Annotated in this window: 12 protein-coding genes; 4 read left to right on the top strand and 8 right to left on the bottom strand. The window is 71.9% G+C overall.

The genetic code is table 11. The features are described 5' to 3' along the window. Nucleotides 1-59: 59 nt before the first annotated feature. On the top strand, nt 60-1055 hold the full coding sequence (locus tag NRP21_RS19425; protein WP_257717887.1) for a Bug family tripartite tricarboxylate transporter substrate binding protein: 996 nt from the start codon (nt 60-62) through the stop codon (nt 1053-1055). A gap of 101 nt (nt 1056-1156) precedes the next feature. Then, nucleotides 1157-2197, top strand: coding sequence for a class I SAM-dependent methyltransferase (locus tag NRP21_RS19420; protein ID WP_257717886.1), 1041 nt, complete (start codon nt 1157-1159; stop codon nt 2195-2197). 53 nt (nt 2198-2250) lie between these two features. Here the strand turns inward: NRP21_RS19420 and NRP21_RS19415 are convergent, their stop codons facing one another. From NRP21_RS19415 to NRP21_RS19405, 3 genes are all read right to left on the bottom strand, one after another. After that, nucleotides 2251-2574 carry a hypothetical protein gene (locus tag NRP21_RS19415; RefSeq protein WP_257717885.1) on the bottom strand — a complete coding sequence of 108 codons (324 nt, stop codon included), beginning with the start codon at nt 2572-2574 and terminating at the stop codon, nt 2251-2253. Between the two features lie 285 nt (nt 2575-2859). Further along, nucleotides 2860-5178 (bottom strand): NADP-dependent malic enzyme, encoded by a 2319-nt coding sequence (locus NRP21_RS19410; RefSeq protein ID WP_308219914.1) that lies wholly within the window; start codon nt 5176-5178, stop codon nt 2860-2862. 165 nt (nt 5179-5343) lie between these two features. Continuing rightward, nucleotides 5344-6927: an ABC transporter substrate-binding protein gene (locus NRP21_RS19405; RefSeq protein WP_257717960.1), complete on the bottom strand. Its 1584-nt coding sequence runs from the start codon at nt 6925-6927 to the stop codon at nt 5344-5346. 109 nt (nt 6928-7036) lie between these two features. On the opposite strand from NRP21_RS19405, the gene mutS reads away from it, so the two are divergent. Together mutS and NRP21_RS19395 are read left to right on the top strand one after the other, a co-directional pair. Next, nucleotides 7037-9754: a DNA mismatch repair protein MutS gene (mutS, locus tag NRP21_RS19400; protein ID WP_257717884.1), complete on the top strand. Its 2718-nt coding sequence runs from the start codon at nt 7037-7039 to the stop codon at nt 9752-9754. After that, nucleotides 9751-12477: a [protein-PII] uridylyltransferase gene (locus NRP21_RS19395; protein WP_257717883.1), complete on the top strand. Its 2727-nt coding sequence runs from the start codon at nt 9751-9753 to the stop codon at nt 12475-12477. The genes mutS and NRP21_RS19395 overlap by 4 nt, the downstream gene beginning before the upstream one ends. 27 nt (nt 12478-12504) lie before the next feature. Here NRP21_RS19395 and NRP21_RS19390 read toward each other — a convergent pair whose 3' ends face one another. The 5 genes from NRP21_RS19390 to NRP21_RS19370 form a co-directional block, all read right to left on the bottom strand. Continuing rightward, nucleotides 12505-13764: an MFS transporter gene (locus NRP21_RS19390; RefSeq protein WP_257717882.1), complete on the bottom strand. Its 1260-nt coding sequence runs from the start codon at nt 13762-13764 to the stop codon at nt 12505-12507. 201 nt (nt 13765-13965) lie between these two features. Then, nucleotides 13966-15171, bottom strand: coding sequence for an MFS transporter (locus tag NRP21_RS19385; RefSeq protein WP_257717881.1), 1206 nt, complete (start codon nt 15169-15171; stop codon nt 13966-13968). Nucleotides 15172-15275: 104 nt separating this feature from the next. Further along, nucleotides 15276-16667 carry an FAD-binding oxidoreductase gene (locus NRP21_RS19380; RefSeq protein WP_257717880.1) on the bottom strand — a complete coding sequence of 464 codons (1392 nt, stop codon included), beginning with the start codon at nt 16665-16667 and terminating at the stop codon, nt 15276-15278. Between the two features lie 14 nt (nt 16668-16681). Then, on the bottom strand, nt 16682-17560 hold the full coding sequence (locus NRP21_RS19375; RefSeq protein WP_257717879.1) for a dimethylarginine dimethylaminohydrolase family protein: 879 nt from the start codon (nt 17558-17560) through the stop codon (nt 16682-16684). A gap of 53 nt (nt 17561-17613) precedes the next feature. Next, nucleotides 17614-18813, bottom strand: coding sequence for a sensor domain-containing phosphodiesterase (locus NRP21_RS19370; protein WP_257717878.1), 1200 nt, complete (start codon nt 18811-18813; stop codon nt 17614-17616). Nucleotides 18814-18955 lie beyond the last annotated feature (142 nt).

Below are 18955 nucleotides of genomic sequence, written 5' to 3'. Positions count from 1 at the left end.
CGTTCCGCTGCCGCATGATGGCCGCCGATCCGACCGACCGCCTTCCCGGGGACTTTCCGATGCCGACGCAGCCTATCATCACCCGCAGGGCCCTCGCGCGCGGGGCTCTCGGCTTCGGTGCGGCCGCCTTCGCCACCACGCGGGCGGACGCGCAGGCGGCCTGGCCGGACCGGCCCCTGCGCCTGATCATCGGCTATCCGCCGGGCGGCGCCTCCGACCTGTTCGGGCGGATGATCGCCGGGCAGATGGGGCCGCGGCTCGGCCAGAACCTGGTGGTGGAGAACCGGCCGGGCGGCGGAGCGGTGGTGGCGAGCGAGGCCGTCTCCCGCAGCGCGCCGGACGGCTACACGCTGCTGCATGTCGATAACGGCATCCTCGTCTATAACCCCGCTCTCTACGCGCGGCTCCCCTACGACCCGGACAAGGACCTCTCGGGCGTCGGCTTCATCGGGCGCTTCCCGCTTTTCCTGGTGGTGAGGGCGGACAGCCCGATTCGGGACCTGGCGGGCTACATCGCGGAGGCCAAGACGAAGGTCCCGACCTACGGCACGCCGGCCGTCGCCTCGCCGCACCACCTGGCGATGGAGATGTTCAAGCGGCGCGCGGGGTTCGATGCGACCCATGTTCCCTATCGCGGCGGCCCCGCTGCGATGCAGGACCTGCTGGCCGGCACGGTGGACAGCGTGGTGATCGACTGCGCGACCGGCACGGCCTTCATCCGGGACGGGAAGGTGAAGGCGCTCTGCGTGCTGAGCGAGGCGCGCTCCCCCACCTCGCCGGAGGTGCCGACGGCGCGGGAGCTCGGCTACCCGACCGCGGTCGCCTATGGCTGGCAGGGGATCTGCGTGCCCACTGGCACGCCGGCGCCGGTTGTGTCCCGCCTTTCCACGGAGTTGGCCCGCGCCATTGCCTCCGAGGAAATGAGCGCCCGCTTCACGACGCTGGGGATCGAGCGGGCCAACTTCTCCCCCGCCGAGTTCGCGGCCTTCGTGGCGAAGGAGAACGGGGAGTGGCGCCCGCTGATCCGGGAACTGGGCATCCGGCTGGACAGCTGAGTTGGTACCCCGCCGGGGGTGGTCACGGATGGGGATGATCGGTAGGTAATGGGCTGGGGCTGCCCGCCTGGGCAGCCCGCCCTTTCTGGAACCAGGTGCCCTTGCTCCGTCGTCTCCGCTCCCTGGCCAAAGGCCTGAGCCGCACCCCGCCGGGCCAGATCCTCGGCAAGCTGCAATCCCTGGATCTCGCCTCCGGGGCCGCCGAGCGCAATGCGGAGCTGGCGGCCTGGAACACCAAGGTGATGGGCTCCGTCATCGCCAGCCAGCTCTACGAATCCGGGGTGGCGGGGCGCCAGGCACCGCTGCCGCCGGACCCGGTGGACACGGGATTCGGCGGGCGGCTCTGCCGGCAGGAGGATATCGAGAGCCACTGGCTGCGCCACTGGTGCGGGCAGATCGGGTTCGTGCCCCTGTACCACCGCAAGGTGTGGGAGGACTGCTACGCCCTCCAGGCGCTCTATGAGCGGGGGATGATGATGCCGGGCCGGCGCGGCCTTGGCTTCGCTGTGGGGGCGGAGTGGCTGCCGAGCTTCCTGGCCGCTCGCGGGGTGGAGATCCTGGCGACCGACATCGACGCGAGCGACCTGCGCGCCCGCAACTGGATCCAGACCGACCAGCACGGCGGGCGCGTGGAGACGATCTTCAAGCCCGGCCTGATCGACATGGAGAGTTTCAACCAGCGCGTCTCCATGCGCTCCGTGGATATGAACGAGATCCCGGCGGACCTGCACGGGGGGTTCGACTTCCTCTGGTCCATCTGCTCGCTGGAGCATTGCGGCTCCATTCAGCAGGGCCTGAACTTCGTGGTGGAGGCGATGAAGTGCCTGCGCCCTGGCGGCGTGGCGGTGCACACCACCGAGTTCAACATGGACCCGGAAGGCCCGACCCTCGAGGAGGGCACCACGGTTCTCTTCCAGCGCCGGCATATTGAGGAGCTGGAGGCCCGCCTCGCGCTCGCCGGGCATCGCATGCTGCCGATGGACTTCGGCACGGGGACGGGCGTGCTGGACCAGTTCGTGGACCTTCCGCCCTATCCCGGCAACTCGGCACCCCTTTCCATCCCGGAAGCGCCGCATCTGCGGCTCTCCATCCAGGGGCTGGTCTCGACCTCCATCGGGTTCATCGTGGAGAAGCGGGCCTGAACCGGCGCCGCGCGGGACGGCGGGGCGGCCTTCGTGAGGCTGCCCCGCCAGCCTCAGCCGAATAGCCAATCCGAGGTCGTCACGCTCACCACCGGCTGCTCCTCCGCGCCGCTGGAGAAGATGGAAGGGTCGAGCTGGCCGTAGCCCGGGCCGAACTCGGCCGGGTCCTGCTGCCTGTACCCCGGCCCGAAGGTGGAGGGATCGAGTTGGCCGTAGCCCGGGCCGAACTCGGCCGGGTCCTGCTGCCCGTACCCCGGCCCGAAGGTGGAGGGATCGAGTTGGCCGTAGCCCGGGCCGAACTCGGCCGGGTCCTGCTGCCCATAGCCCGGCCCGAAGATCGAGGGGTCGAGCTGGCCGTAACCGTAGCTGTCAGACATGCGATGGCCTCCGTTGCGGCGGTGCCCAGGGGACGCCGCCGTCCTTTGGCTGAACGGGATGCTCCGGGCCGCAAGGGGCCGGAGGCGGGTGGAGCTGGCGCCGCGGCGCTGCCCACGCCCCGCCATTTGGGGCCATCACCCCTCGATCCAACCGGCCTCTTCTGACGTTGCCGTGACGCGCTGCTGAAGCCCATCCCATTCCGGTGGGATCACCGGAACGGGGTGGATCGGTGCTGCAACCGATCAGCGGGAGCGGTTGCAGCGAGAAGGCGAACGGAGACCGCGCTAGCGCGGGATGGCGTCGTGGGCGGCCAGGCAGGCCATGTCCAGGATGTTGTTCACGCCGGCCGCGATGGAGAGGATCTGCGCGGGCTTGGACATGCCCATGAGCAGGGGGCCGATCGCGGGAGCGCTGGTCAGGCGCGGCACGGCTTTCGACAGGATATGGGCCGCGTGCAGGCCGGGCATCACCAGAACATTGGCGGGCCCTGTCAGGCGGCAGAAGGGGTAGAGGGCGCGCAGCGAGGGATCGAGGGCGACGTCGGCGGCCATCTCGCCCTCGTACTCGAAGCCGAGGTCGCTGCGCCCGTCCAGCAGGCGCACGGCATCGCGCACCGTCTCCGGGATCACGGAGTAGCGCGGGTCCCCGAAGTTGGAGAAGGAGAGGAAGGCGACGCGCGGCTCAAGCCCGAGGCGGCGGGCATGGGCGGCGGATTGCACGGCGATCTCGGCCAGGGTTTCCGAATCCGGCCGCTCGTGAATGGCGGTGTCGGCCACCAGCACGGTGCCGACACGGCGCGTGAGCAGGAGGGTGAGGCCGAAGATCACGCCCTTGCCGCCATCGGAGGCGGGGGCCGGGTCGATGGCGAGCGAGATCTGCTTCAGGCTGGCGGAGTAGGAGCGGGTGGTGCCGGTGACCATGGCGTCCGCATCGCCCATGGCGACCATGCAGGCGGCGAAGACGTTGCGGTCCAGGTTCACCGCTCGCTGGGCGTCGCGGAAGAGGAAGCCGTCGCGCTGCTTGCGGGCGTAGAGGTAGTCCGCGTAGCGGCGGTTGCTGTCGGACAGGGCGGCGTTGTGGATCTCGATACCGTCCGGCATCGGCACGCCGAGCGCCGCGACGGTGGCGTGGATGCGGTTCTCCCGGCCGACAAGCACGGGCGTGCCGTAGCCCGCGTTGCGGAAGGCGATCGCGGCGCGGATCGTCTTCTCCTCCTCGCCCTCGGCGAAGACGACGCGGCGGGGGTTCTGGCGCACGCGCTCCGTGATGGCTTCAAGCGCTCCGCCGGCGGCGTCCAGCTTCTGCGCCAGCATGCGCGCGTACTGCTGCATGTCCGTGATGGGCTTGCGGGCGACGCCGCTCTCCATCGCGGCGCGCGCGACGGCGGGGGAGACGCGGGAGATCAGGCGCGGGTCGAAGGCGTGGGGGATGATGTAGTCCGGCCCGAAGCGCAGGCCCGCGCCGCCGCCGGCGCCCGCCACCTCCTCCGGCACGTCCTCGCGCGCCAGGAGCGCCAGGGCCTCGGCGGCCGCGATCTTCATGTGCTCGTTGATGGTGGTGGCGCGCACGTCCAGCGCGCCGCGGAAGATAAAGGGGAAGCCGAGGACGTTGTTGACCTGGTTCGGGTAGTCCGACCGGCCGGTGGCCACGATGCAGTCGGGGCGGGCGGCCTTGGCCTCGTCCGGCGTGATCTCCGGGTCGGGGTTGGCCATGGCGAAGATGATGGGCTTCTCCGCCATCGCCTTCACCATCTCCTGCGTGACCGCGCCCTTCTTGGAGAGGCCGAAGAAGGCGTCGGCGCCCGTCAGGGCCTCCGTGAGGGTGCGCGCGGTAGTGTCCACGGCGTGCGCGGACTTCCACTGGTTCATGCCCTCCACGCGGCCGCGGTAGAGCACGCCCTTGGTGTCGCACATGATGATGTTCTGCGGGCGCATCCCCATGGCGCGCAGCAGCTCCGCGCAGGCGATGGCCGCCGATCCGGCGCCGTTGAGGACGAGCTTCGTGTCCTTCAGCTCGCGGCCCGTCAGGTGGCACGCGTTGATGAGGCCGGCGGCGGCGACGATGGCGGTGCCGTGCTGGTCGTCGTGGAAGACGGGGATGTTCATGATCTCGCGCAGGCGCTGCTCGATCACGAAGCACTCGGGGGCCTTGATGTCCTCGAGGTTGATGCCGCCGAAGCTGGGCGCGAGGTAGCGCACGCAGTTGACGAACTCGTCCACGTCCGCCGTGTCCACGCAGAGGTCGATGGAGTCCACGTCGGCGAAGCGCTTGAACAGCGCCGCCTTGCCCTCCATCACGGGCTTGCTGGCGACGGCGCCGAGGTCGCCGAGGCCGAGCACGGCGGTGCCGTTCGAGATGACAGCGACCATGTTGCCCTTGGCCGTGTAGTCGTAGGCCAGCGAGGGATCGCGGTGGATCTCCAGGCAGGGCTCGGCCACGCCGGGCGAGTAGGCGAGGGAGAGGTCGCGCGCGGTGGCGAGCGGCTTGGTGAGGCGGATCTCGAGCTTGCCGGGCTTGCCCTCGGCGTGCATCGCCAGCGCTTCCTCGCGCGTGATGCGGGCGGTGCGGGAGTCCCCGTTCCCGTTGCGTCGCACGTCGTCCATGCCGGCTCCTCCGCTCTCACCCCAGTATGGGGCGCCAGGAGGGCCGCGTGTAGCGGATCAGTGCTTGCCGGGGAATGGCGGAGTCAGAATCTTGCGTGCTGCATTGCACGGTGTGCGCTGCACAACGCGTGTGGCGCGTTGTGCAGTGCCTGCAGCTCCGGCGGGTCAGGTCCGGCGGATGTTCCAGGGATAGGGCGTGCTGCCCTCCAGCATCCCCGTCAGGTTGCGGCGGAAGGCGGTGCGGATGGTGAATTGGCCGAGCGGGACCGTCGCCACCTCCTCCAGCGCCAGGCGTCCGATCTCGCCGGCCAGGCGGGCACGCGCGGCGTCGTCCGGCGCGTCCACCCATTCGGCAGTCAGCGCCTCAGCCCTGTCGCTCTTCCACCAGCCGAACCAGCCGGCCTCGCCCTGGCCGCGGATCAGGGGGGACATCGCGGGGCTGCCATAGGTGTTCGCGCTGCCCGTGGTGTGGAAGATGCTCCAGCCGCCCTTATCCACCGGCTCGCGCGAGTTGCGCCGCTGGATGACCGTGCCCCAGTCGCTCTCGGCGAGGTCGATGTTCATGCCTGCCCGCCGCAGCGCGTCCGCCGTGACCTGGCCCAGCGGGCCGATGTCCGGGAAATCCGTGGGGTTAATGATGACGACCTTGGCGTTGGAGTAGCCGGCCTCCTTCAGCGCGGCGCGGGCGGCGTCGATGCTGCCGGGCATCAGGTCCGGGTTGTCCTTGAAGTAGGGCGTCCGGCGCGGGTAGAGGCTGCGGCAGTCGCTCCAGAGCGAGGCGTCGTCGCCTTGCGCCGCCCGCATGTAGTCCTCCTGCATAACGGAGAGGCGCACGGCGCGGCGCAGCCGCACGTCGTCGAAGGGGGGCTGCAGGCAGTTCAGCCGCATCAGGGCCATGCGGCCCTCCACGTCCAGCACCTCCTGGCGGATGTCGCGGTTGCGGTTGAGGACGGCGCGCAGGTCCGACAGCGGGCGCTCCCACCAGTCGATCTCGCCGTTGGTCAGCGCGGCGGCGGCCGTGGAAGCATCGGGGATGACGTGCCACTCGATGCGCTGGAGGTGGGCGACCTTGCCGCCGGAGGCGCGCTCCGGCGGCTCTTGGCGCGGCACGTAGCCGTCGAACTTCTCGTAAACCACGCGGGAGCCGGAATTGTACTCGCCGGGCAGGAAGCGATAGGGGCCGGAGCCGATCATCTCCGTGATGGCGCGCGTGGCCTCCGTGGCCGCGATCCGCTCGGGCATGATGAAGCACACGCTGGCATCGGGCTTGGCCAGGGCGTCCAGCATCAGGGGGAAGGGGCGGCGCAGGGCGGCCTCGAAGGTCCGGTCGTCCACGGCGCGCCACTCCGCCACCGCCCGGGCGAGGAGCTGGCCGAAGGGGTCGCGCACGCACCAGCGCTTGACGCTGGCGATGCAGTCGGCGGCGCGCACGGGGGTGTTGTCGTGGAAGCGCAGGCCATCGCGCAGGCGGAAGCGCCAGCGGCGGCCGTCATCCAGCACCTCGTGGCCCTCGGCCATCTGCGGTTGCGGGCGGTTGCGGGCGTCCACGGCGTAGAGCGTGTCGAAGACGTAGTAGCCGTGATTGCTGGTGACGGTGGCCGTGGTCCAGATCGGGTCCAGGCTCGTCAGGTTGGCCTGCGGCACGAAGCGCAGGGTGCGCGCGCGGGCATCCTGGCCCAGGGCGGGGGCGGAGAGGCCGCCGACGAGGGCCGCGCCCGCCCCGGCGCGCAACAGGGTCCGGCGTTCCATCATGGTCGTCCTCCGCTTTGGCCGAAGCGTGCCCCTGCTCGATGCGCCCGTGCAAGCATTGGGGGAGGAGTGCTGGACCGATCCCCCGGCGCGCCATAGGAGTCCCGCCATGGACGCCGCCCCGCCAGGTCTCAGTGCCCCCATCCCAGACGCGGCCGGCGCCACGCCGGCCATGGCCCAGTGGTTCGCGGCGAAGGCGGCGCATCCGGACGCGCTGATCTTCTTCCGCATGGGCGACTTCTTCGAGCTGTTCTTCGGCGACGCCATCCTGGGCGGGGAGGCACTGGGCCTGGCCGTGGCACAGCGCGGGGAGCACGGGGGGCAGCCCATTCCCATGGCGGGCGTGCCGGTGCACGCGATGGAGGCCTATCTCGCCCGGCTGATCCGGCGCGGCTTCCGTGTCGCGATCTGCGAGCAGATGGAGATGCCGGAGCAGGCCAAGGCGCGCAAGGCGCCGGCGGTGCGGCGGGAGGTGGTGCGGATCGTCACCCCGGCCACGGTGACGGAGGAGGCGCTGCTGGAGGGGGCGCGGCCTTCCTGGCTGCTGGCGCTGGTGCCGGATGGTTCGGAGCGGGTCGGGGCCGCGTGGCTGGACGTGTCCACGGGGCATGTCTGCACGGAGTCCCTGCCGGCGCCGGAACTGGGTGCGTTGCTGGCCCGGCTGGACCCGGCGGAGGTGCTGGCGCCCGAGGCGCTGGCAGCCGGGGATGCGCTGACGCCCCTGGGCGGGATGGTGCGCGAGGCGACACCGCCGAAGGACGGAGCACGGCTGGCCGCCGAGGCCTGGGGCGTAGCCTCGCTGGACGCGTTCGGGAGCTTCTCCGAGGGGGAGGCGGCGGCGCTGGCCATGGCGCTGGATTATGTGCGCGCCACCTCGGGCGGCAGCCTGCCCCGGCTGGCCCCGCCGGAATGCCGGGGCGGGGAGGGGACGCTGCGGATGGACGCCGCCACCCGGCGGTCCCTGGAGATCCTGAAGGCCGAGCGCGGGGGGAGGGACTGCCTCCTGGCCGCGGTGGACCGGACCCTGACGGCCGCCGGGGCGCGTGAACTGGCCGCCCGGCTGGCGGCGCCGCTGGCAGAGGCCGCGCCGATCGCCGCGCGGCACGATGCGGTGGCCTTCCTCTTCGCCGCCACAACCCTTCGCGGGCGGCTGCGGGAGGCGCTGAAGGGCGCGCCGGACATGGCGCGTGCCCTTGGGCGGCTCTCGGTGGAGCGGTTCTTTCCGCGGGACCTCGCGGCGCTGCGGGACGGGCTGGCCCGGGCCGAGGCGATGCGGGCGGCCCTGTCCGATGCGGCCGGGGTGCCGCCGGTCCCGCCGCTGCTGCTGGCTGCGGGGGAAGCGCTGGTGCCCGGGAATTCCCCGCGCGCCGAGCTGGCGCGGGCGCTGGCCCCGGAGCTTCCGGCCCGGCTGGAGGAGGGGGGCGTCGTCGGCCCCGGCTACGACGGGGAGCTGGACGCGCTGCGGCGCCTGCGGGACGACGCGCGTGGGGCGATCCTGGCGCTGCAGATGGACCTGGCCCAGGCCTGGGGCGTGGCGAGCCTGAAGATCCGGCACCACCAGCAGCTCGGCTTCCTGGCCGAGGTGCCGGCGGCGGCGGGGGAGGCTCTGCTGCGGCAGAAGCCCGCCCCGGGGCCGATGGCGCCGGTGCACCGGCAATCCATGGCCAATGCCCATCGCTTCACCTGCGGTGCGCTCTCCGAGCTGGACCGCAAGCTGTCTCAGGCGCGGGACGAGGCGGCGAAGCGGGAGGCGCTGGTGGTCCGGCATCTCCGCAAGCTGTGCCTGGACGCCGCGGCCGGGATCGCCGCCGCGGCCCGGGCGGTGGCGGAGGTGGACGTCCATGCCGGGGCGGCGGAGCTGGCCTCCTCTGGCGGGTGGTGCCGGCCGGAGATGCCGGAGCGGCCGGAATTCTGCATCGTCCAGGGGCGGCATCCCGTGGTGGAGGCGGCGCTGCGGCGGAACCGCGGGCCCGCCTTCGTGCCGAACGACGCTGACCTTTCCCCGGGGCGGCGACTCTGCCTGCTGACCGGACCGAACATGGCGGGCAAGTCCACCTATCTCCGCCAGAACGCGCTGATGGTCGTGCTGGCCCAGGCCGGGCTCTTCGTGCCGGCGGAATCGGCGCGGATCGGGCTGGTGGACAGACTCTTCTCCCGCGTGGGGACGGCGGACGACATCGCCGGCGGGCGGTCCACCTTCATGGTGGAGATGAGCGAGACGGCGGCGGTGCTGAACCTGGCCGGGCCGCGATCCTTCGTGGTGCTGGACGAGGTGGGGCGGGGCACGGCCACCTGGGACGGGCTGGCCATCGCCTGGGCCGTGCTGGAGGCGCTGCACGACCGCCTGCGGTCCCGCACCCTGTTCGCGACCCATTTCCACGAGCTGACGGCGCTGGCGGGGAAGCTGCCGGAGCTGGCGCCGGCCGCCATGAAGGTGCGGGAGCACCGGGGGCAGGTGGTGTTCCAGCACCTGGTCGGGCCGGGTGCCTCGGAGCGGTCCTGGGGGCTGCACGTGGCCCGTCTGGCCGGGGTGCCGCGGGAGGTGGTGGGGCGGGCCGAGACGGTCCTGGCCTCGTTGGAGGAGCGGGCGAGGGGACTCGACCCGCTCTCCGGGGAGCTGCCGCTCTTCGCAGCGCCGGCCGCCCCTGTTGCCGGGCTGCAACCGGTGGTGGAGCAGGACCTTCTGCGCGGGGCGCTGGAAGCCCTGGATCCGGACGCGATGGCCCCGCGGGAGGCCCTGGAGGCGCTATACCGGCTGAAATCCTTGCTTCCGGTGCAGGGAACGGCTGTTGCGGCGCAGCGCGAGTCCTTATCTTCCGCTAAATGAACACCGCTGGCCTGGACGCCACCGAAGCACAGATCGCGCCTCCTCCGGGGCTGGACGGCCTCGAATCCTCGCCTCCGCCCTCCCGCGACGCGGCCCTGGCGCTGCTGCGCCGGCATCTCAGCCGTATCCAGGGCGGCATGCAGGAGCGGTTCGAGCGGGAGACCCTGCCCGGCCTCGTGGCCGCGCGGGCCCTGGCGACGGAGATGGACGGGCTGATCGCCGCCATCCTGCGCTACAGCTTCCTGGCCACGGCCGGGCGGGTGGACCCCGCCTTCGCCCTGGCGGCGACGGGCGGATACGGGCGCGGGACCCTGGCGCCCTACTCGGACATCGACCTTCTCTTCGTCTCGGACGAGCCGCTGGACGCGACGGGCCGGCGCGCGGTGGAGTTCATGCTCTATCTGCTCTGGGATCTCGGGGTGAAGGTGGGCCATGCCACCCGCTCCATTGCCGAGTGCCTGGAGGACGCGAAGACCGATACGACGGTGCAGACCGCCCTGCTCGACGCCCGCTTCCTGGAGGGCGACCGGGGTATCTACGACCGCTTCGAGGCCGCCTATGCCGAGGCGCGGCGGGAGTGGGGCCTGGGGCAGTTCCTTCACGCCAAGCAGATCGAGCGCGGGCTCCGCCATGCCCGCTACGGCGACAGCCCCTACCTGGTTGAGCCCCATATCAAGGAGGGGCGCGGGGGGCTGCGCGACCTGCAGACCATGTACTGGCTGGCCCGCTACGCCTTCGGCGTGGAGAAGATGTGGGAGATGGTGGGGCCGGACAGCCCCGGCGGCGGGCTGCTGACGGCGCAGGAGGCGCGGGCCTTCAAGCGGGCCTGGTCCTTCCTGTGGACCGTGCGCTTCCACCTTCACTACGTCACGGGCCGGGCCGAGGAGCGGCTGACCTTCGACCTGCAGCCGGTGGTGGGCGCCCGCATGGGCTACACCCGCCACGGCAAGCAGGACGGGGTGGAGCGCTTCATGAAGCACCTCTTCCTCACGGCGCGGGAGGTGGTGCGCCTCAAGCGCCTGCTGGAGCCGGCGATCGAGCGGGCGGCGCTGGGGATGCCCGCCCTGCAGCCGGCGCCGGACGAGGCGATGAAGAGGGCCGGGCTGACCCTGGCCGACGGCAAGATCCTGTTCGCCCCGGGCCACGACATTCCCTCCGACCCTGCTGTCATGCTGCGGATCGTGCGGATGGCGCGGGACCGGGGGCTGGAGATCCATCCGCTCGGCCTGCGCGCCCTGATCCGCAACGCGCGCTACGCCGCGCGCCTGCGGGGGCAGGCAGAGGCGAACACACTTTTCCTCGACATCCTGGCGGGGAAGAACAGCGGGCGCTGGCTGCGCGCGCTGAATGAGGCGGGGGTCCTCTCCCGCCTGATCCCGGAATGGGCGCGCATCGTCGGGCTGATGCAGTTCGACACCTACCACGTCTTCACGGTCGAGGAGCACACGATCGAGGCGGTGGGGGTGATGAATGCGCTGGAGCGCGGGGAGCTGGACACGGTCGCCCCCGTCGCCTCGGAGCTGGTGGGGCAGCTGCAGTCCCGCCGGGCGCTCTACGCGGCGATCCTGCTGCACGACATCGCCAAGGGGCGCGGCGGGGATCATTCGGAGCTGGGCGCGGGGATCGCGCAGGAGCTGTGCCCGCGCCTGGGGCTTTCGCCGGAGGAGACGGAGACGGTCTCCTGGCTCGTGCTCAACCACCTGCTGGTGAGCCAGACGGCGTTCAAGCGCGACATCGACGATCCCAAGACCATCCTCGACATGGCCGAGGTGGTGCAGTCGCCGGAGCGGCTGCGCCTGCTGCTGGTGCTGACGGTCTGCGACATGCGCGCCGTGGGGCCGAAGGTGTGGAACGGCTGGAAGGCCACGCTGCTGCGGGAGATCTACTGGCGCGTGGCCGAGGTGCTGGCCGGCGGCCTTTCCGTGCCCGAGCGCGACGTGCGCGTGGCCCGCGCGCGGGAGGCGGCGGCGGGTGCCCTGGCCGGGCGGCCGCAGGCCGAGATCGACCACTTCCTCTCCCTCGGCTATCCCGGCTACTGGCTCTCCTTCGATCCCGACACCCATGCGCGCCACGCGGCCATGATCCGCGAGGCCGAATGCACCAACGCGCCGCTGACCGTGCGGACGGAGGTGCTGGAGGACCGGGCGGTGACGGAGGTTACGGTCTATACCGCCGACCATCCCGGCCTGTTCAGCCAGATTGCCGGGGCGCTGGCGATCGCCGGCGCCAGCATCGTGGACGCGCGCATCCACACCATGACCAACGGTATGGCGCTGGACACCTTCTGGGTGCAGGACGCGGCCGGGGGCGCGCTGGACGCGCCGCACCGCCTGGCGCGCCTTTCCGTGCTGATCGAGCAGACCCTTTCCGGCCGGCTGCGCATCGGCGAGGAGATCCGCAAGGTAAAGCGCGAGCCCGCCCGGCTGCGCGCGGTGACCGTGCCGCCCCGCGTGGTGATCGACAACCACGCCAGCAACACCCACACGGTGATCGAGGTGAACGGCCGCGACCGGCCGGGGCTGCTGCACGACGTGACCGCCGCCATCTCCGGCCAGGGCGTGCAGATCGCCTCCGCCCACGTCACCACCTACGGCGTGCGGGCGGTGGACGTGTTCTACGTGAAGGACCTGTTCGGGCTGAAGGTGGAGAACGAGCGCAAGCTGGACGGGCTGCGCGGGGCCGTCCTGACCGCGCTCGGCACGGCGCCGGCGCAGGCGGCCTGACGCCGGGCGTTCCTCACGCCCGGTGCGTTACGGCCGGCGGGCGGCGGGGCGCGGCCGGGTTTCGGGCATGGCGAGCAGGACGGGCATGACGCAGGCCGCCACCACGGCGATCATCGCCCCCGGGATCATCGGCCAGCCGCTGCGGTCCATCATCTCCTGAGCGAGCCAGGGCGCGAGGCCGCCGAAGACCGCCGTCGCGGTCGTCGCGCCGAGCGCCAGCCCGCTGAGGCGGCCCTCGCCGGGGAATTGCTCCGCCGTGGCGACGGCACCCACCGCGCTCACGCCGCCGCCGACGGCGGCCAGGACCAGGGCACCCACCGCGGCCCAGGCGTGCGATCCCCCCGCCATCAGCGAGAACATCGTGATCGGGAGGATCGCCGCGCAGGCGCAGACGAAGAGGAGCACGGGCCTGCGGCCGAAGCGGTCCGAGAGGATGCCCGTGACGGGGGTGACGAGGATGACGACGAGGGCGGCGGCGGTGGAGAGCCACAGCGCCTCGGCCTCGCTCATCGTCGTGGTGCCGGCGAGGAAGGCGGGGACGTAAGTGATCCCGACATAGTAGGTGATCGACCCCAGCGCCGAGATCGCGAAGCCCCGCCCGATGGCGGCGCGGTGGTTGGCCAGGGCGTGGCGCAGCGGGTTGGCCGGGACGGTGCCCCCTGCCGCCTGGCGCTCGAAGTCCGGGGATTCCTGCATCACGGACCGTGCGATCCAGACGGTGGCCGCCAGGGCGCCCCCGATCAGGAACGGGATGCGCCATCCCCAGGAATCGAGGGCGGGGGGGCTGATCGCGCTCACGGTGAGGGCCGCGACGGCGGCGGCGAGCAGTCCGCCGACCTCGCTCGCCGCGGCGGCCGAGGAGGTCACCAGGCCGCGCCGCTCCGGCCGCGCGCCCTCCAGCAGGTAGGCGACAACGCCGGTGTATTCCCCGCCGACCGAGAAGCCCATCGCGCAGCGGAGCAGCAACAGGAGGTATCCGGCGGCGGGACCGATCTGTGCGTGGGTGGGCAGCACGGCCGTCGCGAGCATGGCGGCCGTCATCAGAGCCATGGAGAGGAGCATCATGCGGCGCCGGCCGTACCGGTCTCCCACATGGCCGAAGACCGCTGCGCCGAGGGGGCGCATGAGATAGGCGACGGCGAAGCCGCCGAGCGTGAGCGCGAGCGAGTTTCCGCCGCCGCCGAAGAACACGCGAGAGAGGACGCTGGCGAGGTACAGGTAGAGGGTGAAATCGTACCACTCGACGACGGTCGAGAGCGCCGCGACCGCCATTGACCGGCGGGACATGCCTGATTTCTCGCTCACCGGAACCAATCCCCATCAGCGCTCCGGGACGGCGCGCAGGTCCTGCGGAGTTGAGGGGATTCCGGGGAATCAGGGAATGGCCGCCCCCCCTCTTTCCATGGCGGTGGGATGAGGGTGGCCGCCACCCGGCGCCGGTACTCATCCATCGAGCCCGGCGGGCGGGTTGCGTCTTCCCCTGTCCGGCTATCGGGTAAGCCAGAGGTAGCCCAGCGTGCAGGCTGCCGTGGCCGCCGCGAGGAAGAGGAGGCCGGCGGCAAGGCCGGAGCCGGCCACGACCGGGCCCGAGGCGGCCTGGATCACGGCGGCCCCGGCGAAGAAGGAGAGGTTCACGCCCGAGAGGGCCTTGCCGGCCTGTTCGGGCGGCACGGCGGCGCGGGTGGCGGCGAAGGCGAGGGGCTGGGCGGAGATCAGGAAGAAGAAGCCGAGCAGGGTGGCGGCATCCCAGGCCGGGGGAAGCGTGCCGAAGGGACCGCCCGGCCCGCCCAGGGCGGTGAGGGCGAGGAACCCTGCGGCGCCGAGATGGCCGATGGCGAGGAGGGCGCGGCGGTGGCCGAGGCGGCGGTCCGCGATGCCCCAGAGCGCCGGGCCGATGACGAGGGCGAAGGTGGCCAGGAGAAGGATGTTGCCTGCCTCCAGGCGGGACACGCCCTTCGCCTCCATCAGCCACGGGCCGCCCCAGAGGCCGCGCAGGCCGATGACGGCGGCAAAGGAGGCGAAGGCGAGGACCACCACGCCGCGCAGCGCGGGGGAAGCGGCGAGGCGGAGCACGGCGCGGGCATCCGCGCCGAGGCTGGCAGTGGAGCCCGCGGGCGGCTCCTTCCGCACGAGGAGGGCGACGAGGGTGATGGCGAGCAGGGCCAGGGCGGTGCAGGCCAGGTAGCCGGCGCGCCAGTCCGCCGCCTCCACCAGGAGCGCGAGGGGGCTGGCGGAGAGGAGCATGCCGCAATTGCCCAGCGCCTGGATGAGGCCGGACCAGAGGCCGAAGCGCGCGGGGGAGAGGCGCTTGGCGGCGTAGGTGACAGGGCACATGAGCATGCCCGCGCAGCCCAGACCGAGGACGATCTGGGCGAGGAGGAAGCCCATCGCCCCGCCGGCGAGCGCCGCGAGCACGGCGCCGATGCCGGTGACGGCGAGGAGGCCGAGAGAGGTCTGGCGCACGCCGAAGCGGTCCAGCGCCACGCCGATGGGCACCTGGGCGGCGGCGAAGGCGAGGTTGTAGGCGCCGGTGAGGGAGGCGAGGCCGCCCGCGGTCACGCCGAGGTCGTGGCCGAGCCTGTCGGCCGCGATGGCGGGCAGGGTGCGGATCGCGTTTGAGAGGACATGGCCGAGCGTCAGGGCCATGAGGGGGGCGGCGAAGGCGATCGAGGCCTCGCGCGCTTCGTCGTTCATCGGGTGCTCGTTTCCTCGGCGCCCCGTCCCTGCATGGGGACGGGGTCGCTTCCTTGTTGGGGCGGGCAGTTCCCGCCCGGCTTCCGGGCGTCAGGTCCGGGGCGTCAGTTCCGGAAGATCTTGCCGGGGTTGAGGATGCCCTTGGGGTCGAGGGCAGTCTTCACGCTGCGCATCACGTCCAGCGCCTCCATCCCGTGCTCCTGCTCCAGGAACTCGGCCTTGCCCATGCCGACGCCGTGCTCGCCGGAGCAGGTGCCGCCGAGGGAGAGGCCGCGGGCGACGATCTGGCGGTCCAGCGCCCAGGCGCGGTCCAGCGCCGTGGGGTCGTCCTGGTCCACGAGGATGACGGTGTGGAAGTTGCCGTCGCCGACATGGCCGACCATGGGGGCGGAGAGGCCGGAGGCGAGGATGTCCTGCTTGGCGCCGAGAATGGCCTCCGCCAGGCGGGAGATGGGGACGCAGACATCGGTGGTGACGCCACGGACGTTGGGCTGGCTGGCGACCGCGGCGTAGTAGGCGTTGTGGCGGGCGGTCCAGAGCTTGTTGCGCGTCTCCTGGTCCGCCGCCCAGGCGAAGCCGAGGCCGCCCAGGTCGGCGGCGATGGCCTCCACCGCCTCCGCCTGCTCCCTCACGCCGGCCTCGGTGCCGTGGAACTCGAGGAAGAGGGTGGGGAGGATCTGCAGGTTGTCGAGCTTGGAGTAGTTGATGCAGGCGGCGATCTGCACTTCGTCCAGCAGCTCGATGCGGGCGACGGGGATGCCAAGCTGCATGACCTGGATCACCGATTCCACGCAGCCCTTCATGTCCGGGAACTGGACGACGGCCGCCGAGGTGGCCTCCGGGATGCCGTGCAGGCGGAGGCGGACCTTGGTGACGACGCCGAGCGTGCCCTCGCTGCCGATGATGAGGCGCGTGAGGTCGTAGCCGTTGGAGGCCTTGCGGGTGCGGCTGCCGGTGTTGATGACGCGGCCATCGGCCATCACCACCTCCAGGCCCATCACGTTTTCCTTGATGGTGCCGTAGCGCACGGCGTTGGTGCCGCTGGCGCGCGTGGCGCACATGCCGCCGATGGTGCAGTGGCTGCCGGGATCGACGGGGAAGAACAGGCCCTGGTCTCGCAGGTGGTCATTCAGTTGGTGGCGGGTGACGCCGGGCTCGATGAGGCAGTCCATGTCCTCCTGGCTGACGTCCAGGATGGCGTTCATGCGCGAGAGGTCGAGGCTGATGCCGCCGCGGACGGGGGTGACGTGGCCCTCCAGGCTCGTGCCGGCGCCGAAGGGCACCACGGGGACGCCGTGGCGGTTGCAGAGGGCGAGGGTCTTGGAAACCTCCTCCGTCGTCTCGGCGAAGGCCACGGCGTCTGGCTGGACGGGGGTGGTGGTGTCCTCGCCGCGCGCGTGCTGGTCGCGGATGGAGGCGTTGGTGGTCACGCGGTCGCCCATGAACTCGCGCAGGGCGGCGATGACGTGGTCGACGGGGCGGGTTTCTGCGGTCATGGGCTTCTTCCGGTTCAGTCGTCCCGCCGCAAGGGGCAGGTGAGGCAATGGGGGCCGCCGCCGCCGGCGGTGAAGAGGGAGAGGGCGGGGTCCAGCACCTCAAGCCCTTCCGCGCGGAGGGCGGCGTTCAGTTCCGTGCTCTCGCGGGCGGATACCACGCGGCCATTGCCCAGGGCGAGGATGTTGCAGCCGAGGTTCATGGCGGCGCGGTAGGGAACGTCGATCCAGCGGATGCCGCTGCGCCGCATCCAGTCCAGGAAGGCGGGGTCCAGCGCGTCCTCGCAGGCCACCGCCAGGCCTTCGGCGGCCATGCAGAAGAGGACGTCGAGGTGGAGGAAGTGCTCGTCGAAGGGCTCGACGCGGACCTCCCAGCCCTCCTCCCGCAGCCATCCCGCGAGCTGTTCCGCGCCCGCCTCGTCCGTGCGGCCGCCGGAGGCGCCGATGGCGGCGAGGCCGGGGCGGATGATGTGGATATCGCCGCCCTCCAGCGTGCCGGCGCTGGATTTGCGCCAGAAGCGGCTGCCATGGACCTCGTGCCAGTCGGTGAGGGGCGCGTACTCCCCGCGGCGCTGGGGGCGCTCAAGCTGGCAGAGCACGGGGCCGCGGTGCGTGACCACCGCGCTGTCGCGCGTATAGGCCATGTAGGGCAGGTGGGGTTCGGGGGCGATCAGCCGGACCTGCGCGCCGCCCTGCTCGATGGCGTGGACCAGTTCCGCGTGCTGCGCCTTCAGGTGGTGCGCGGCGGGGGCCTGCCTGCCCTCCGCCAGGGTGCGTCGGACGATGCTGTTGGTGGGGATCCAGCGGTAGTGGTCCGGCGGGCAGAGGAGGACCTCGCGCAGCGGGGCGGTCTCGGAGGAGACGCGCCAGGCGGGGCCGGGGGCGCTTTCGGGCATGGGGCGCAGGTTACGGGGGGCGGGCGGGATTGCCCACCCCGGGTCTGGGCGGCTCAGCCCTGGTTCGGCAGTTCCGTGACGGCGAGGGAGAGGCCGAGCAACTCGCCCGCCTCATCGCGTGCCGGGGCCGTGTGGCAGAGGGCGGCGTTGCGGCCGGCAGGCAGGAACCAGATCCGCGGCGGGATGGGCTCGCCGCGCCGGGCGCGCTCCAGGTCCGCATGGACCTGGGCCATGGCTGCCGGGTCGATCTCGCCGAGGCTGCGGCCGGCCAGGGCCCGTGCGTCCAGCCCCATCAGCGCGCTGAAGCGGCGATTGGCGACCCCGACCCGCAGGGCACGGTCCACGAAGACGAGGGCGATCGGGGCGGCGGCGTAGATGGCCTCCATCTGCGACAGGCGCTGCTCGCCGGAGGGATAGCGAGGCGTGGGCGTGAAGGACATGGCGCCGCGCGCGTGCAGCATGGCCGGCGCTTCGGCGGCGGGAACCGGGCGGCCGAAGAGCCAGCCCTGCGCGTAGTCGCAGTCCAGCCGGGCCAGCGCCTCCGCCTGTTGCTCCGTCTCAACGCCTTCCGCCACCACGGGGGCACCGAGGCTGCGGCCGAGGCTGATCACGGCGCCGACGATCTGCCGGCTCTCCTCCGACTCTTCCATGGTGCGCACGAAGCTGCCGTCGAGCTTGATCTCGTCGAAGGGCAGGGCGCGCAGGCGGGTGAGGCTGGAATGGCCGGTGCCGAAATCATCCAGCGCGATCTTCACGCCCTTGCCGCGCAGCAGGTCGGCGGCGACGCGGGCGGCCTCTATGTCGCCGATCACGGCGGTCTCCGTGATCTCGATCTTCGTGCGCTCCAGAGGGAAGCCGGTGGCCTGCACCGATTCCTCGAAGAGGCTGGGCATGGCGCGGTCCTGGAAATGCAGGGGCGAGATGTTGAAGGCGAGGCGGAAGCTGCCGCCCCAGTCCAGGGCCGAGAGGCAGGCGGTGCGGATCAGGTGCCGGGCCAGGTTCGCGGCCAGCCCGTGCCGCTCCGCGATGGGGACGAAGCGGGCGGGGGGCATGGGGCCGAAGGTCTCGTCGGTCCAGCGCGCGAGCACCTCGAAGCAGGCGATCGCGCCGGTCTTGAAGTGCACGATCGGCTGGAAGGCCGGGCGGATGGTGCCCTGACGCAGCGCTGCCTCGATCGCCGAGGCAATCGCCTCTTCCTCCTCGTGCGTGATGGCGCTGCTCCTTGTCCCGATGCCGTCCTGTAGGCTTCGCATGGCTAGCGCCGGCCTCCACGGAGGGTTGCGGGTTCAAACATGTTAGTGAATCGAATCGAAATCGACATGGAACCGTCGCGCATTGCACCGGGCAGGAGGACGGGGAAGGATGCGGAACGGCGCCGCAGGTCCGGCGCGATAA

The organism is Roseomonas populi (assembly GCF_024594815.1).
Lineage (GTDB): Bacteria > Pseudomonadota > Alphaproteobacteria > Acetobacterales > Acetobacteraceae > Roseomonas > Roseomonas populi.
The sequence above is the reverse complement of the archived record's forward strand: the minus strand, read 5'-3'. Positions and strand labels throughout refer to the sequence as shown.

Bases quoted from the DNA above. Each gene is read 5' to 3' on its own strand.
- NRP21_RS19425 (WP_257717887.1), top strand. From the start codon at position 60: ATGCCGACGCAGCCTATCATCACCCGCAGGGCCCTCGCGCGCGGGGCT.
- NRP21_RS19415 (WP_257717885.1), bottom strand. From the start codon at position 2,574: ATGTCTGACAGCTACGGTTACGGCCAGCTCGACCCCTCGATCTTCGGG.
- NRP21_RS19410 (WP_308219914.1), bottom strand. From the start codon at position 5,178: ATGGACGACGTGCGACGCAACGGGAACGGGGACTCCCGCACCGCCCGC.
- NRP21_RS19405 (WP_257717960.1), bottom strand. From the start codon at position 6,927: ATGGAACGCCGGACCCTGTTGCGCGCCGGGGCGGGCGCGGCCCTCGTC.
- mutS (WP_257717884.1), top strand. From the start codon at position 7,037: ATGGACGCCGCCCCGCCAGGTCTCAGTGCCCCCATCCCAGACGCGGCC.
- NRP21_RS19395 (WP_257717883.1), top strand. From the start codon at position 9,751: ATGAACACCGCTGGCCTGGACGCCACCGAAGCACAGATCGCGCCTCCT.
- NRP21_RS19390 (WP_257717882.1), bottom strand. From the start codon at position 13,764: ATGTCCCGCCGGTCAATGGCGGTCGCGGCGCTCTCGACCGTCGTCGAG.
- NRP21_RS19385 (WP_257717881.1), bottom strand. From the start codon at position 15,171: ATGAACGACGAAGCGCGCGAGGCCTCGATCGCCTTCGCCGCCCCCCTC.
- NRP21_RS19380 (WP_257717880.1), bottom strand. From the start codon at position 16,667: ATGACCGCAGAAACCCGCCCCGTCGACCACGTCATCGCCGCCCTGCGC.
- NRP21_RS19375 (WP_257717879.1), bottom strand. From the start codon at position 17,560: ATGCCCGAAAGCGCCCCCGGCCCCGCCTGGCGCGTCTCCTCCGAGACC.
- NRP21_RS19370 (WP_257717878.1), bottom strand. From the start codon at position 18,813: ATGCGAAGCCTACAGGACGGCATCGGGACAAGGAGCAGCGCCATCACG.